Source organism: Demequina iriomotensis, assembly GCF_000971395.1.
In the GTDB taxonomy this organism is placed as follows: Bacteria; Actinomycetota; Actinomycetes; order Actinomycetales; family Demequinaceae; genus Demequina; species Demequina iriomotensis.
This window is the reverse complement of record NZ_BBME01000022.1, coordinates 1-13,949: the sequence shown is the minus strand read 5'-3', so window position 1 is coordinate 13,949 and position 13,949 is coordinate 1. Positions and strand designations below refer to the sequence as shown.

Here is a 13,949-nt window from a genome sequence, read left to right as displayed (position 1 = left end):
AGGGACTGCCATGGCGAGCGTGTGCGACATCCCAGTTATTGCCGAGGTGTGCAACACCGTCGGCGAAGGCACCGCATCGCTGATCTCGGCACCGTTCGACTGGCTGGCATCCGCTCTCGCGGGCGCAGCCGCATGGATCTTCGAGGCGGTGTGGGCGGTCTTCGACACGACCACGCTCGTCGACGTGACCCAGCAGCACTACCTGACCGTCTACAACGTCCTGTTCGGCGTCGCGGTCTTCGTGATGCTGATCTTCTTCTGCCTTCAGCTCATCACGGGGCTCGTGCACCGAGACCCGGGGGCGCTTGGTCGAGCGGCGATCGGACTCGGGAAGTCCGTGCTGGGCTCCTTCATCGTCATCACGCTCACCGCGACGCTGCTCGAGGTCACGGATCAGATCGCCATCGGCATCGTCCAAGCGACCGGCAACACCATGGAGGGCATGGGCGAACGCCTCGCGATGATGATGGGCGGGCTGGTGGCCGTCAACATCGGCGCCCCCGGTGTCGGAGCCATCGTCACGATCTTCCTCGCAGGTCTCGCCGTCGCCGCAGCAGCGATCGTCTGGTTCTCGCTCCTCATCCGCAAGGCGGTGCTACTGGTCGCAATCGTGTTCGCACCGATCGCCCTGGCCGGCATGACGTGGGATGCCGCCCGGGGATGGGTGGGCAAGTGGGCCGCGTTCGTTCTCGCGCTCGTGTTCTCGAAGCTCGTCCTTGTCGTGATGTTCCTCGTCGCGATCAACCAGACGGCCGCGCCGATCGATCTCGATCTCGCATCGATCTCCGACCCGATCGCCGGAGTGGTCGTGCTCCTCATCGCCGCGTTCGCGCCCTACATGACCTACAAGTTCATCTCGTTCGTCGGTGTGGACATGTACCACGCGATGTCGACGGAGCAAGAGGCGAAGTCCGCCCTCAACCGGCCGATCCCCGTGCGCGCGCCTGCCATGCCTCAGGCCGCCCGGTCGGTGCTCGACGGCGGCAGTGGGAGGTGCGCTGGTGCACCGCCACCCACCACGCCCGGCCGGACGATGCCCGCCGCAGGTGCGCAGGCTGCGTTGCCGGCGGCCGAGCCCGCCGCTGCATCCGCTGCGAGCGGCGGGTCCGCGACCGCGGGTGCCGGTGGCTCCGGCGCAGCAGCTGGGGGCGGCGCGGCTGCGGTGCCCGCCGTAGCCGCCGTCGCCGCCGCAGGAGTCGCGAAGGCAGCCGCCACGGCAGGACCCAAGGCGGGCGCTGTGGTCGGCGGCGCGGCGACGGGGCATGCGGACTCGGCGATCCCGAACGCACCGGACTCCCCCGGCGCGCCGCCCGCTCACGTGCTGCCACCCCCGCCACTGCCCCGCCCCGCCGGGTTCACTCCGGTGCCCCGCGCATCGTCGCCCATCCCGCCACCGCCGCGGCCTCCCGTCGACCAACCCACCTCCGTGTAAAGGACGGCTCCTATGGCGATCGACCACGGCGCCCCGCCAGTGCGCCTCTCTCCGGTGCAGTTCTCCCGACTCGCCAAGCGCGGCGTCATCCTCGGGCTGTCGCTGCCCCAGGTCATCGTGCTGGCGGTCGGTCTCATCACGTTCGTCGCAGCGATCTACTCGGGCGGAGCACTCGTTGTCGCGTGGAGCTCACCGATCTGGGTGACCGCCGCCATCGTCGCCTTCGTGCCCGTCGGCGGCCGCAAGGTCATCGAGTGGGTGCCCGTGGCCGGCCGCTGGGTGTGGCGGGCCACCGGCGGCCAGCTCGTGTTCCGGCACCACGTGGTCAAGCCGCGGCCCGCAGGCACGCTCGCGCTGCCCGGCGACGCGGCCGCGCTGCGCGAGTGGGAAGACCCCGAGACCGGGGCCGCGATGATCCACGACCCGCACGCCCAGACCCTCACCGCCGTCGTCGGGGTGACGCATCCCGCATTCGTGCTGCTTGACCCTGGTGAGCAGGAACGACGCGTCAGCGGCTGGGGTCGCGTCCTGGCCACAGCGTGCCGCTCGGGGCGTATCGCGCGCGTGCAGATCTCCGAGCGCACTCTCCCCGACTCGGGCAGCGGCCTCGCCGAGTGGTGGACGCGCTACGGCAAGGACGACAACACCTGGCCCGCGGTGAACTACCGCGAGTTGATCGGTCGTGCTGGGCCCGCGAGCGAGCGGCACGCCACGACGATCTCGCTCGCGCTGGACATGAAGGCGTGTGCGCGTCAGATTCGGGCCGCAGGCGGCGGGATGAAGGGCACGGCCGCAGTCCTGCGTCAGGAGATGGCAACCTTCGCCTCCGCGCTCCGAGCGGCCGAGATCACCCCGACGGGATGGCTAAGCGCGGGCGAGGTTGCCGTCATCCTGCGATCGGCCTACGACCCCGCAGCGGGCCAGGCGCTCGAGCGGCACGGCGAGATCGGCCGGTCGTTGGCGACGGCGGGACCGGTGGGCCTCAACGAGACGTGGGAGAGGCTCCGTACCGACTCGGCGTATCACGCGGTGCTGTGGGTGTCGGAGTGGCCCCGCTCGTCGGTGTACCCCGACTTCCTACGTCCGCTGCTGCTGACCTCCGGCATCCAGCGCACCTTCACGATGATCTACACACCCGTGCGCGCCGACGTCGCCGCCCGCGACATCCGCAAGAAGAAGGTCGGGCTCATGTCCGACGCCACCCAGCGTGCCCGCATGGGTCAGATCGAGGACGCGGAGCGCGCCGCAGAGTTCCAGGACGTGCTCCAGCAGGAGTCCGACCTCACCGCCGGCCACGGGGTGCTGCGGTACACAGGACTCATCGCCGTGTCCGCGCGGACCGAGGACGCGCTCGAGGAGTCCGTCGCGGCGGTCGAGCAGGCGGCTGTGCAGGCGTCCTGCGAGACTCGGCGGCTCGTCGGGCAACAAGCGCAGGCGTTCGCGGTGGCGGCGTTGCCGCTATGCCGGGTCGTGTGAGCGACGGAAACCTCGCGGGCACGCACGACAACAGCGACCGTTGTGCCACACGTCAATGCCGGTATGCGCGGCAGCCAGTCGGACCTCGTACGCGCCAACGCCAACCCGGATGGGCCAAGTCGGCGTGTTAGATCGTCAAATAGCTCTAGGCGACCCCTCACATCAGGCTGAGGCGTCGATCATGACCAAGTTCGGCGCGAGTTCCTGCTCGAGCATCCACTTCAGGCTCTTCGCGAGGTCCTTGACCTTGAGTTCTGCTTGAGCCGTGACCTCCTTGCCGACCTTCGACTTGTCATTCAGTTCGCTGAACTTCGCGAAATCCTCGTGGGCCTGAGCGTGCGCGGCTACGAGCACATCCCACTCCGCGTGAGGTCGATCCCCATCAATTTCGAGGGCGCGCGACACCAACGCACGAGCCATGAGGTCCACCGCACCTTGCTTCGTTTCCTCGGGAGTCTGGCCAGCCAGTCCCCGTCCGAGCGCCGCGGCGGCCCCACCGCCCGCAACGCCGACGCCACCGACCACCATGAGGCCGCCAGCGACGCCGCCGGGCCCCAGTGCGGCGAGACCTCCCATCACAGCCGCGCCGCCAGCGAGCCCAGCAGGCGCCGCGAGCGCGACGAGCCACGGTGCGGCGATGACTGCAACGCCCGCGATCGCGACGATTGGTATCAGCTGGAGCGGTGACCTGCCGGCCTTGAACACCGACTCGGCGGACTCGACACACTCGCGAGCGATCTCTGCATAGGCCTCGGCCAGTCCGAAATCTCGCGCTACCTGCTCGCGGACCGAGCGCGCCTGTGCCGCGTAATCAATAGAGAACGGCGAGAGAGGCTGGAGACGGTGAAGGACGATCAGGAATGCGGGGACACCCGTGTGCGGAACCCGGCCCGAAAGCCAGGGAGAGAGATCCTTGTCGAAGTCATCGAACAAGGGCTCGCGCCCGTTGGTTCGGGCCGACTCGATCGCGGCGTCAATCACCGCGAGCCGGATCGACTTCACTCGGCGGCGACGGTCGTCTTTCGCCTGATCCGTGGAAGCATGCAGACTCGATTCGATGCGATAGCAGTACTGGACCGTGAGGGCGGTGAGCAGGTCGAGCCCATCCCACTCTTCGCGTGAGGCTCCACGCTCCCACCTCTGCAGTTCGCGGCCCCTCACTCCGTAGAGCGCAGTGCCGAGCTCCTCGAGAATCGCGTCTTGAGTGAGGCAGGACTGAACAGAATGATCCAGAGCAGGCGCCGCCACTCCAACGTTCACCGCTTCCGGGACCGCAGAGCTGATCCCAGAGCCGTGGGAGACGGCGTCAGCCGTGTTGTATACGTTGAGCCAGCCTTGCACGCGCGCAAGGTCTGCGGAGCTGAAGGCCGTCGACACGAACGACTTGAACGGCTGGCGACCCAGCGGCGAGCCGAGCGTGAGCAAGAGCTTCACGTTCATACCGGCCGGGAGCTGACCCAATAGCTCGAGTGCAACCGCGGTTCCTAGCGAATGCGCAACCACGATCCAATCGCCGACTGGTGACTCGATGCTCTCAAGCACGCGTTCGATGATCTGCGGGTGACGCTTGGAGCCGAGGAATGCCTTCACCTGGCCAAGAGGTGGTGCGAGCTTGATCGCTGCTGCATCGATCGCAAGATCGAGAACTGACGGACGCGATCCGAGTCTCGCACCGCGCACGCGACTTACGAGGTTGCTTTGGCGCTCTGCAAAAAGCAGGCGGGCATGGCCCGCGTGCTGGCGCGCCCGTAGCGACTCCTGCGCATCGGGTGAGTCATCGACCTTCGCCAGAAGGTCGCCATACCACGGTGCGAAGAACTCATGAGCTTCGATTGGCGAGCGAGCGATTCGCGCGAGCGCCGCGTTTACGTCCTCAAGCCAGCCTGGTGTGTCCGGTGCGTTGATCCCGTGCAGGAAAAGCACCCGCGTGCCAAGTTCCATGCGCCGAGGCTATCGTGCGCGGGCCATGGGTCAACCCCCAGGAGGCGCAGGGCAGCGTTACCTGTTGGCCGTCAAATCCGGAGGCCGCCTCATGCGACCGGTCATCGCACCACAAACGGGGTTTGCGTGCGTTTGACCTGTTGGCCTCCCGTGCGCGGGGACTCCGTGCGTACCTCTGCTGCACCATGACTGGAGGTACGGCATGCCGACGTTCGAGGACCCGCTCGCCGACGCCGAGGAAGCAAGGCAGGCGCTTCGGGCATTGGCGCATACGACCCGAAGCTTTGCGAGCCCCTCGCAGACGTACGCAGTGGTCGGCGAGTTGCTCGGCGGGCTGCGGTCATTGCACCAGGTGCTCGACCACGTCGCCTCGGCACACACTCGGCACGAGGAGTTCGCCTTCACTGACGACGGGGAGCACTGGACCGGCGTCGAGGAGGCGTTCGCTGCGGCTCGAGGGTTGGAGCGAGCCGCGCGGCTCGTGGCACGGGCCGAACTCGCAGTGGACCAGGCGTCTCAGCATTCGGGCCGCATCGCGTGGGATACCAAGCCGTTCCGACCCATCGTGCCGGTGAGCGACCGCCTCGCGCCGCGCTTCGGCCCGTCTGACCCGTTCGCCCGACCCGACCAGGCCGCCGAGCAGCCGAAGGGGATGTCGCTGTGAGCCAGATGGAGAAGGACAAGCTGCACACCTCGGTGCTGCTCGGGCCAGCGAAGGAACGGAGGCGGGACCGCAAGGCCCGTCGTCGCGCCGCCGCCCAACTGGCGACAGTCGACCGGAGGACGAAGGAGGCGTTCGCCAAGGCGGAGTGGGAGGAGGAGCGCGCCCGGCAGAAGGCGACCGCCTACCTGCCATCCTCGGGCGAGGCACGATCCGCCGCGCTCCGCACGCCAGGAAGGCTTCACCTCCCGAGGCACCAGGACACCTCGGCCACGCTCCAGGGCGCCTATCCCTTCATGGCCGAAGGCGGCTTCGGCTCCCACGGCGTTTTCATCGGCGCCGACCTGTTCTCAGGGTCGTCCTTCGTTTACGACCCGTGGGTGCTCTACTCGCGCGGGATCATCACCGCGCCGAACGTCGTGCTGGCCGGCATCGTCGGCTCGGGCAAGTCATCGCTCGCCAAGAGCCTGTACACGCGCTCGATCGCCTTCGGCCGGCGCGTCTACGTGCCCGGCGACCCCAAGGGTGAACACACCGCGGTCGCGGAGGCGGTCGGAGGCAAGGCCATCGTGCTCGGTCACGGCCTGCACAACCGACTCAATCCGCTCGACGAGGGCCACCGGCCGAGAGGACTCTCCGATGTCGAATGGACAGGCCACGTTGCCGCACGGCGCCGCGACCTCGTCGGCGCGCTCGCCGAGACGGTGCTCGCCCGACCACTCGCGCCGCTGGAACACACCGCCATCGACCTCGCCTTGGCCGCGACGGTCCGCGACGCCGACGTGCCGATCCTGCCGATGGTCGTCGACCGTATCCTCGAGCCGGGCGACGACGGCGATCGCCGCCTGATCGAGGACGGCCGTGTCGTCGGGCACGCGCTACGCAGGCTCGTCGCGGGCGACCTCGCGGGGCTATTCGACGGGCCGAGCACCGTGAAGTTCGACCCGTCGCTGCCGATGATCTCGCTCGACCTGTCGCGGGTCGCGGAGAACTCGACGCTCATCTCGCTGCTCATGACGTGTTCGTCGGCGTGGATGGAGTCGGCGCTGCTCGACCCCGAGGGTGGACAACGTTGGGTCGTGTACGACGAGGCGTGGCGCCTCATGTCTCACCCCGCCCTGCTGCGCCGCATGGACGCCCAGTGGCGGCTCGCTCGGCACTACGGCATCGCGAACATGCTGATCTTCCACAAGCTCTCCGACCTCGACAACGGCGGCGACCAGGGATCCGCGATGCGAGCCCTCGCATCGTCCCTCCTCGCCAACGCCGAGACGCGGATCATCTACCGACAGGAGGCCGACCAGCTCGGCGCGACGGCGACGGCTCTGGGCCTGACCGGCACCGAGCGGAACCTCCTGCCCGGCCTCGGCACCGGGCAGGGGTTGTGGCGCATCAAGAACCGCTCGTTCGTGGTCCAGCACCAGCTTCACCCCAACGAGATGGAGCTGTTCGCCAGCGACCAGCGCATGACGGTAGGTGCCTGATGAGCCTCATGCCGACATCGACGCGGCGTTCCAAGGGACGAGCGCAACCGACCGCCAACACTCACGCCCCGGTGCCGGTACCGCCCGTCTTCCCCCTGCTGGTCGCGCACATCGCGGACGACGGACAGATGACGGTCACGGTCGACGGCCATCCGCACCGACCCGAGGCGTTCGCCCCGGCGTGGATGCGCCACAACCTCGTCTCACTTGTGAATGGCCTCATCAGGGAGCGCAACTCGCCGGTCCGCGTACTGATCCACGAGGCAGACGGCAGCACCTTCGACGACATCGTCGCCGAGCCCATCGAGGCCGAGGTGCCTCTCGTCTTCGCCTCCGCGGTGCTCACCGACGCCGCTCCTCAGGCAGTCCTCGAAGATGCCGCCGCGCCGGCGTTGGTGGACGATGCGGCGGGTTTCCTTGGCGGCGAGGAGGTAGCCGTCGCGATCATCGTCCGGCATGTCCGAGCGCGAGCCGATGGATCGGTGCACATGCCGGTTGACACTGGTGCGGCGAACGGCTCCGAAGGAAACGAAGTGCTGCTGTTCGGACGCACATCGGCAACCTGCGCGGTGCGGACGCTCAGATGAACCGCGGGCGGGTAGGCACCGATTCGGGGGACGGGTTGACAAACATCGCCCTCGGCGGCCTTGTAGGAGTCGCCGGGTTCGCTTTGTTGCTGCGCATCGCCGGGACTGTGGCGGCGTGGGTCTCTGGCGCGCAGCCACCGTCCGGCGGGCTCACTGCTGGGCTCAGCGTGCTGACCCACGCGGGTGACCCGGGCGTAGCTCTCGGTTCGGCGAACCTCAACGCTGCCGTGTACTGGACTTCGGTCGCGATCCTTACCGCCGTGCTCGCGGTGGGCGCGTGGCTCGTCTTCCGGCTCGTGCGCGACCACCAGCACCACTCACGGGCCGATCCGAACCACATCGCGGGCATCGCCACGCCGACCGAAGTGGCGCACGCCGCGTCGGAGCGCGCACTCCTGAAGCGCGCCGCCACCCTGCGGCCCTCGCTGTCGAAACCCGCACCGTCGGACGTCGGGTACAGGGTCGGGCACGCACGCGGCAAGGAGGTCTGGGTCTCGGTCGAGGACTCGATCCTCGTCATCGGCCCGCCCCGGTCCGGCAAGGGCGCTCACCTGGTGATCAACTCGATCCTCGATGCGCCAGGCGCAGTGGTCACCACCTCCACCCGGCCCGACAACCTCACCGCGACCCTGCGCGCCCGGTCGCGAAAGGGCCCGGTAGCGGTGTTCGACCCGCAACAGCTCGCCGCAGGCGTGCCCGCCGGCCTCCGTTGGTCTCCGGTGCGTGGCTGCGAACAGCCGCTGACGGCGATGATCCGCGCCAAGGGTCTCGCCGCCGGCACAGGACTCGCCGGCCCCAACGTCGAGAACGGCGGCTTCTGGGAAGGCAAGACGCGCATGGCACTCCAGGCCATGCTGCACGCCGCCGCCATCGACCACCGAACTCCGACCGAGCTCTTCCGCTGGACCCTCGACCCAGCCGCGGCAAAGGAGGCCGTCGCAATCCTTCTGTCCCACCCCTGTGCCGCGCCCGCTTGGGGCGACCTGCTCCAAGCGACGACCGAATCAGACCCGCGCACCCGCGACTCGATCTGGCAAGGCGTCTCTCTCGCGCTTGGCGCGCTCGCCGATCCCCGGGTGCTCGACGCCGTCAGCCCGGAAGAGGACGAGCACTTCGACCCCGAAGCGTTCCTGCGCGAGTCCGGCACGCTCTACTTGCTCGCCACCGGCGCGGGCGCCGGCGCATCATCTTCGCTTGTCGCAGCATTTCTCGAGGACCTGATCGAGACCGCGCGCCGGATGGCCGCTCGCTCCGCCGGCGCGCGCCTCGACCCGCCGCTGCTCATGGCGCTGGACGAGATCGGCAACCTCGCTCCGCTGCCGTCGCTACCGGTCCTGATGGCGGAGGGTGGCGGCACCGGCATCACCACGATGCCCGTGCTCCAGTCCATGGCCCAGGCGCGCGACCGGTGGGGCCGGGACGCTGCTACCGCGATCTCCGACGCCTCCATCGCCAAGGTCATCCTCGGCGGCGCGTCGAGCTCCAGCGATCTCCAGGAGCTCTCCACGCTCATCGGCGAGCGTGACGAGATCACCGACTCCATCACCTACGGCGACCGCGGCTCCCGCGCCAACCAGCGTTCGGTCCGCCGCCTCGCCGTGATGCCGCCCGACACCATCCGCACGCTCCCCTACGGAACCTCACTGGTGCTGCTGCGCAATGCGCCGCCGATCATCACGCGGATGAGGGAATGGACGACACGGCAGGACGCTACGACCTTGAAGGCAGATCGGGCGGCGGTCGAGGCACTCTTCCGCGTCAGCCCCGAAGCGGCATCGCCCCCTACGTCACGTTGGGCCTGCGACTAACGCGCCTTGGGAACAATTCTGCGCGCATGCCACTTGTGCACGGTTGCCGCCAGCTCAGGGCCGCGCGCAACCTTTGGCACGTCATTCGACGCGCCGGGCAACGCCCTGCGGTCCACCACCGGACAACGCTCATGAACAGTTGCTCGCGATCGACCGATAGCTTGAAAAGCCGCGCGCCGTTCTACGACGCAACGGCTGAAGCATTCCCCCAAGACATGACCAGTGCACATCACGACGGGCCACCGGAGCATGAACTCAACCGGGGAATCGGCTGTGTGCACTCACGGATCGCCGCAGGTGACGCGCCGGCTGGTCAGCGCGACGCGCCAATCACCGGCGGGTCGAGCGGGTGCCTAGCGAGGCGCCACCGCGGCGCGCTCAGCAACCGTCTCCTCCAAATTGCGCCGCGAGGTGAAGCCGCTCTCAAAGCTGTACTTTTCGAAGGTCTTCTCGAACTCACGTCCGTTCAGGCTCTTCCATCGGACGGCGATCTCGAGCCTCCGCAATTGCCGCTGAATCTCGCCGAGCCTAGACCGCGCAGCCTCCGGAGTCATCCCGACTCGCTCCTCGAATTCCCGGCGAACCTCCGCCTTGAATACGTCGAGGTCAAACAGTTCGAACTCTTCGGGGATCTCATCGGCCTTGCCGGCGCCACTATAGAGAGTATTCATGAATTGCCTCGTATCTAGCGCTACTGCCCCCTGCTCAAGGTTCTTCGCGTACTCCTCGGTCTGGTTCAGCAGTTCGAGCGCTTCGGCGGCATCACAACCGAAATCGGAGACCTTGGCAGAACGCAGTGCCGCTGGCTCGACATCACCCACCTCGACGTAGGCAATCTCATCTACGCCCTTGCTTCGGACCAATAGCCTGACCTCGCACGCAGTAGACGTGCCCAGATTCCGTAGCGACACGTAGTCGATCGCAGACTCAGCAATCTCCCAGGTGACGTCGTGGCTCTCAACGACGGCAGCTTGGGCCCGCTCAGCCAATTCATTCGCTGCGACGGCGAGCTCGTTGGCGCTGCGAGCCGCCTCGACACCTTCTCGGCCCAAGCGCGCGCCGCGGTGGGCACCCCACCACGCGATTCCGGTAGCGACGGCACTGATCGCGAGCGCGAGTTTGTCGACGTCGAGTTCCGATAGAGGCACAGCAACTCCCTGGTGATCAAGTTCTTCGGCTCCGGAGGCTAGCAGGTATTAATCGAGACTTAGCGCGGACGCCAACCGCGACCGGCCTGCTGAAATCGGTGCGCTCGAAAGCGCCGCACTACGCCTATTCACGAGCCCTTGCACGGGTTGCACCACTCAATGTCGGGCTGCACATCCTGCTCTGAGTGACGCAAGTCAGGAGAACCTTCCGAAACGCCCGATCCACACCTACCGACGGCCGTCGCTGGCAAGCCACGACCCAAGCACGCCTTCCGAGTCGGGGCATGCACAAGATCTCGACTCAGCACCCGGGGTCCGTCCTAATCTCTGCGGAACTGGCCACAGTCTGAGGAGGAAAGCGGGCCGGTGCCGGGCTCCCGCCGGGGAACCCAAGCGCACCTGTTGTCCAAGGAGCGGTCGGTTTGGCCGCGCGTCAGGCAGGAGCCCGCAATGTCGATCAAGACCCAGGAATCCTTGTCGGGATTCATCGCGTCCGACCCGCAGTTGTCGTTCAATTCCAAGGGTGAGGCGCGGTTCTACGTGCGCGTTGCGCAGGAGCACTTCGACCGCAACGCCGACGGGTCCTTCACCCAGGGCGAGACGACCTTCCACGACTTGGTGATGTTCCGCCGCACGGCTGAGCGCGCGTTTCAGATGTTCGCCAAGGGCGACGCATTCGTCGCCGAGGGCTACGTTCGCAACTTCACGTTCGAGCGTGACCAGCAGACCCTCGCGGGTGAGGAGTTCGTCGCCAAGCGACTCGGCCACGACTCGGCGCGTACCGCGTACGCCGTCGATCGCGAGCGCCGACGCATCAAGGCCGTCGAGCCCGCTGCCCCGGCGCCGGCTGCGTCCGCGGCGCGACCGGTCAGCCTGTGAGGGGTTGACCGTGACGCGCGAGGATGACTTCGAGGTGCCTGGCGCCTACGAGCCCGAGTACGAGGCGAGCGCCGCCGCGGACCTCCAGGGCGACGGGTCGGCGATGGAGCCACCGCGGCCGGTGAACTGGAACCTCCTGACGTCGACCGACGCGCGGTTCGAGTGGAACGAGCTCGATGCCTGGGTGAAGTGGCTACGCGAGACCTACGCGCTCGGGCCCACGACGCTCCCGCCCTTCTGGCACAGGCACTGGGAACTGGTCTGGGAGCTCTCGGCGCTGCACCTGCATTGGCTGTGCGCGTACGACCCTCAGCAGCACGGGTCGGCACCGCTGGGGTGGCATCGCGATTTTCACGACGCGTGTGTGCGCCTCAGGAACTGGACCGCCGACTGCGGGACGAAGCTCGATCGCGATCGTCCCACCCGCGTCGCCGCCTGGCCCGGCGAGCCTCTACCCGACTCAGCAACCGAGGTCGTGATCCGTGACCGCGACGCCGACTTCGCTGCCTACGTCGACGCGGACGTCGCTCGCCGCCGTGCTCTGGAGGACGCGTTCATCGCCTCTCTCGTGCCAGCGTGACGCCGCAAACGCTGTGCACGTCAGTCACCCCGTCGTGCCGACCGCTCCGACCAAGTCGGGCCGCGGAATATCAACACATTCCCGTGCGGCTCTTCGGTCTGCTGGGCGCCACTGCGGCCGACGCGCATAGCCCCTCACTCATGGACACCGCGGCGCTAGTGAGTGACTGCGGGCCCAGATCGGGCGCCGGGCAGAAATGATGCGCGCGTCCAACGTTCCCTAGGACGTCACTCGCAGTACTTTTGCGCTGCGCGCCAGACAGGTGCGCAATTGGGTGGGTTGGGGGAACAGTGGTTGAGATCTCTATCGCAGCAGCAGTCATCGGTGCTCTGGCGCTCGTTCTATGGATCGTGCGATCACGACGAAGTGGTCGAACAACGGACCTGATGTTCGCGGCGGGTCGCGGCGACCTTGCGTCGATGGACTACCTCGTCGCCGAAGGCGCGAGTGTTGACGCCCAAGACCGCGACCGAGACTCCGTGCTGTACTACGCCGCCTCCAACGCTCAGTTGGAGGCCGTCCACTGGCTGCTGGAACGGGGCGCAGACCCGAATCCGCGGGCTTCGCGGACGGGACACACGCCTCTAACTGCAGCGGCACGGATGGCGACAGTCGGTCCCCGTCGTGACGGCACCGACGCTTCGGACTACGTCGCGATTGTCCTCGCCCTGCTGGTGGGCGGTGCAAACCCGCAGGAGATGTACAAGAAGCACTTTCGCTTGATCCGCCAGGACAGCCTCGGTCGCACTGAGATCTTCGATCTCGCCGATGTGCACCGCGGTATCGAGCTCTACGACGACTTCGGAGTCGCCTGGTTGACGCCCGAGGGACGAGCACGCGCGACGCGATAGCCGCCGCTAGCAACCCCTGCCGCCAACGAGTGGAGCTGTCGACTGCGCATGTTTCACAGACCTCAGATCGCTCCGGGGACCTGCTCGGCGTGCGCATTGATGCCACCCGCCTACGGCGATCGTGCATCGACAAGCACCGCCCGAACAGCGGTTCCCAGCCTGACCGCAATCAGCCCTCCGCGCTGCGATCTGAACAGGGGGCGCTCTGCACAGCCGGTGTGCTCGGCCGTCACTCCCCAACGAGACCCCGACTTGGCGGCGTTAGCCGACACCGACATTGCACGCCACCGCGCCATGGAGCACGCATTCGTCACCTCGCTCTCGGCTCCTCGCGCGCCGCAGCACTTCTCCATGCGCCCGCCGTCGCGGGACTGCGGCTCCCGCGAGCGGGCACGGTCACGCAACAGGACTCTGCACGTTGCACTACCTAGCGGAGCCACTGCGGATCGCGGCCGCGCACCTGATCGGTACAGGCGTCACCACGACGCCGACCACCGAGAAGGAGGGCGGCATCATGTTCCGCACCCGTGCATCACTGTCCGGCTTCATCGTGAGCGAGCCGGCCCTCACGGCCACCGAGCGGGGCGACGCCCGGCTCTACGTCCGCGTCGGGCAGGAGCACTTCCACCGCGGTGAGAACGGCTCCTTCACGCCGCTCGAGCCGACGTTCCACGACCTGGTCGTCTTCGGCCGTACCGCAGAGCGCGCTGCCGAGCACCTCGCCAAGGGCGATCGGTTCATCGCCGAGGGGCGCATCCGCCGGTTCACCCGCGTCGGCGCCGACGGCGTCGAGACCGACGCGGAGGAGTTCATCGCCGCGAGAATCGGACACGACGTCGCCCGCACGAGCTACACCGTCGAGCGCACGCGCCGCGCCAAGCAGGAGCTGTCGGCCGCGCCCGAAGAGACAGTCACCCAGCCCACGCCCCCGACGCTGACGGCGTGACGGCCCCGGCGCGCCTCACTCGTCCTTCGCGAACAACCGATCGAGCATCGCCGCCGTCGCCGGATTCACCATCTCGGGCGGCTTGATGTAGTGCTGGATCGTGATCCTCGGGTCCGTGTGCCCCAGCAGTTCCGCCGCAAGCTCCACGCCACCCTC

Annotated in this window: 12 protein-coding genes; 10 read left to right on the top strand and 2 right to left on the bottom strand. The window is 67.8% G+C overall.

What is annotated here, in order from left to right; genetic code table 11:
• Positions 1-10: 10 nt before the first annotated feature.
• Together AOM09_RS14115 and AOM09_RS14110 are read left to right on the top strand one after the other, a co-directional pair.
• Positions 11-1,432: a hypothetical protein gene (locus AOM09_RS14115; RefSeq protein ID WP_062389882.1), complete on the top strand. Its 1,422-nt coding sequence runs from the start codon at positions 11-13 to the stop codon at positions 1,430-1,432.
• Between the two features lie 12 nt (positions 1,433-1,444).
• The gene (locus AOM09_RS14110; RefSeq protein WP_062389880.1) at positions 1,445-2,908 is read left to right on the top strand and encodes an SCO6880 family protein; all 1,464 of its coding nucleotides are present in this window, start codon (positions 1,445-1,447) and stop codon (positions 2,906-2,908) included.
• Positions 2,909-3,070: 162 nt separating this feature from the next.
• Here AOM09_RS14110 and AOM09_RS14105 read toward each other — a convergent pair whose 3' ends face one another.
• Positions 3,071-4,849 carry a hypothetical protein gene (locus tag AOM09_RS14105; protein ID WP_156162391.1) on the bottom strand — a complete coding sequence of 593 codons (1,779 nt, stop codon included), beginning with the start codon at positions 4,847-4,849 and terminating at the stop codon, positions 3,071-3,073.
• 202 nt (positions 4,850-5,051) lie between these two features.
• Between AOM09_RS14105 and AOM09_RS14100 the strand changes: the two genes are divergently transcribed.
• Genes AOM09_RS14100 through AOM09_RS14085 form a run of 4 tightly spaced genes read left to right on the top strand, consistent with a single transcriptional unit; the run spans position 5,052 to position 9,389 of the window.
• Positions 5,052-5,513, top strand: a complete 462-nt coding sequence (locus tag AOM09_RS14100; protein ID WP_062389874.1) for a hypothetical protein — start codon at positions 5,052-5,054, stop codon at positions 5,511-5,513.
• A 5-nt stretch (positions 5,514-5,518) separates the two neighbouring features.
• Positions 5,519-6,994 (top strand): putative type IV secretion/conjugal transfer ATPase, encoded by a 1,476-nt coding sequence (locus AOM09_RS14095; RefSeq protein WP_174452929.1) that lies wholly within the window; start codon positions 5,519-5,521, stop codon positions 6,992-6,994.
• Positions 6,994-7,581 (top strand): hypothetical protein, encoded by a 588-nt coding sequence (locus AOM09_RS14090; protein WP_156162390.1) that lies wholly within the window; start codon positions 6,994-6,996, stop codon positions 7,579-7,581. The genes AOM09_RS14095 and AOM09_RS14090 overlap by 1 nt, the downstream gene beginning before the upstream one ends.
• A complete protein-coding gene (locus AOM09_RS14085) occupies positions 7,578-9,389 on the top strand; it encodes a type IV secretory system conjugative DNA transfer family protein (RefSeq protein ID WP_062389868.1) in 1,812 nt (603 codons plus the stop codon). Before AOM09_RS14090 ends, AOM09_RS14085 begins: the two co-directional genes overlap by 4 nt.
• A gap of 353 nt (positions 9,390-9,742) precedes the next feature.
• On the opposite strand, the gene AOM09_RS14080 is transcribed toward AOM09_RS14085, so the two are convergent.
• A complete protein-coding gene (locus AOM09_RS14080) occupies positions 9,743-10,537 on the bottom strand; it encodes a hypothetical protein (RefSeq protein ID WP_062389865.1) in 795 nt (264 codons plus the stop codon).
• 450 nt (positions 10,538-10,987) lie between these two features.
• Here AOM09_RS14080 and AOM09_RS14075 point away from each other — a divergent pair, with 450 nt between their 5' ends.
• From AOM09_RS14075 to AOM09_RS14060, 4 genes are all read left to right on the top strand, one after another.
• On the top strand, positions 10,988-11,416 hold the full coding sequence (locus AOM09_RS14075) for a single-stranded DNA-binding protein (RefSeq protein ID WP_062389864.1): 429 nt from the start codon (positions 10,988-10,990) through the stop codon (positions 11,414-11,416).
• A gap of 10 nt (positions 11,417-11,426) precedes the next feature.
• Positions 11,427-11,996 (top strand): hypothetical protein, encoded by a 570-nt coding sequence (locus AOM09_RS14070; protein ID WP_062389861.1) that lies wholly within the window; start codon positions 11,427-11,429, stop codon positions 11,994-11,996.
• 290 nt (positions 11,997-12,286) lie between these two features.
• Positions 12,287-12,847, top strand: a complete 561-nt coding sequence (locus AOM09_RS14065; protein ID WP_169747671.1) for an ankyrin repeat domain-containing protein — start codon at positions 12,287-12,289, stop codon at positions 12,845-12,847.
• Positions 12,848-13,361: 514 nt separating this feature from the next.
• Positions 13,362-13,793 (top strand): single-stranded DNA-binding protein, encoded by a 432-nt coding sequence (locus AOM09_RS14060; protein ID WP_062389955.1) that lies wholly within the window; start codon positions 13,362-13,364, stop codon positions 13,791-13,793.
• Positions 13,794-13,949 lie beyond the last annotated feature (156 nt).

What these genes read in the sequence shown, in the direction of transcription:
- AOM09_RS14115 (WP_062389882.1), top strand. Translation starts at nt 11, where the DNA reads ATGGCGAGCGTGTGCGACATCCCAGTTATTGCCGAGGTGTGCAACACC.
- AOM09_RS14110 (WP_062389880.1), top strand. Translation starts at nt 1,445, where the DNA reads ATGGCGATCGACCACGGCGCCCCGCCAGTGCGCCTCTCTCCGGTGCAG.
- AOM09_RS14105 (WP_156162391.1), bottom strand. Translation starts at nt 4,849, where the DNA reads ATGGAACTTGGCACGCGGGTGCTTTTCCTGCACGGGATCAACGCACCG.
- AOM09_RS14100 (WP_062389874.1), top strand. Translation starts at nt 5,052, where the DNA reads ATGCCGACGTTCGAGGACCCGCTCGCCGACGCCGAGGAAGCAAGGCAG.
- AOM09_RS14095 (WP_174452929.1), top strand. Translation starts at nt 5,519, where the DNA reads ATGGAGAAGGACAAGCTGCACACCTCGGTGCTGCTCGGGCCAGCGAAG.
- AOM09_RS14090 (WP_156162390.1), top strand. Translation starts at nt 6,994, where the DNA reads ATGAGCCTCATGCCGACATCGACGCGGCGTTCCAAGGGACGAGCGCAA.
- AOM09_RS14085 (WP_062389868.1), top strand. Translation starts at nt 7,578, where the DNA reads ATGAACCGCGGGCGGGTAGGCACCGATTCGGGGGACGGGTTGACAAAC.
- AOM09_RS14075 (WP_062389864.1), top strand. Translation starts at nt 10,988, where the DNA reads ATGTCGATCAAGACCCAGGAATCCTTGTCGGGATTCATCGCGTCCGAC.
- AOM09_RS14060 (WP_062389955.1), top strand. Translation starts at nt 13,362, where the DNA reads ATGTTCCGCACCCGTGCATCACTGTCCGGCTTCATCGTGAGCGAGCCG.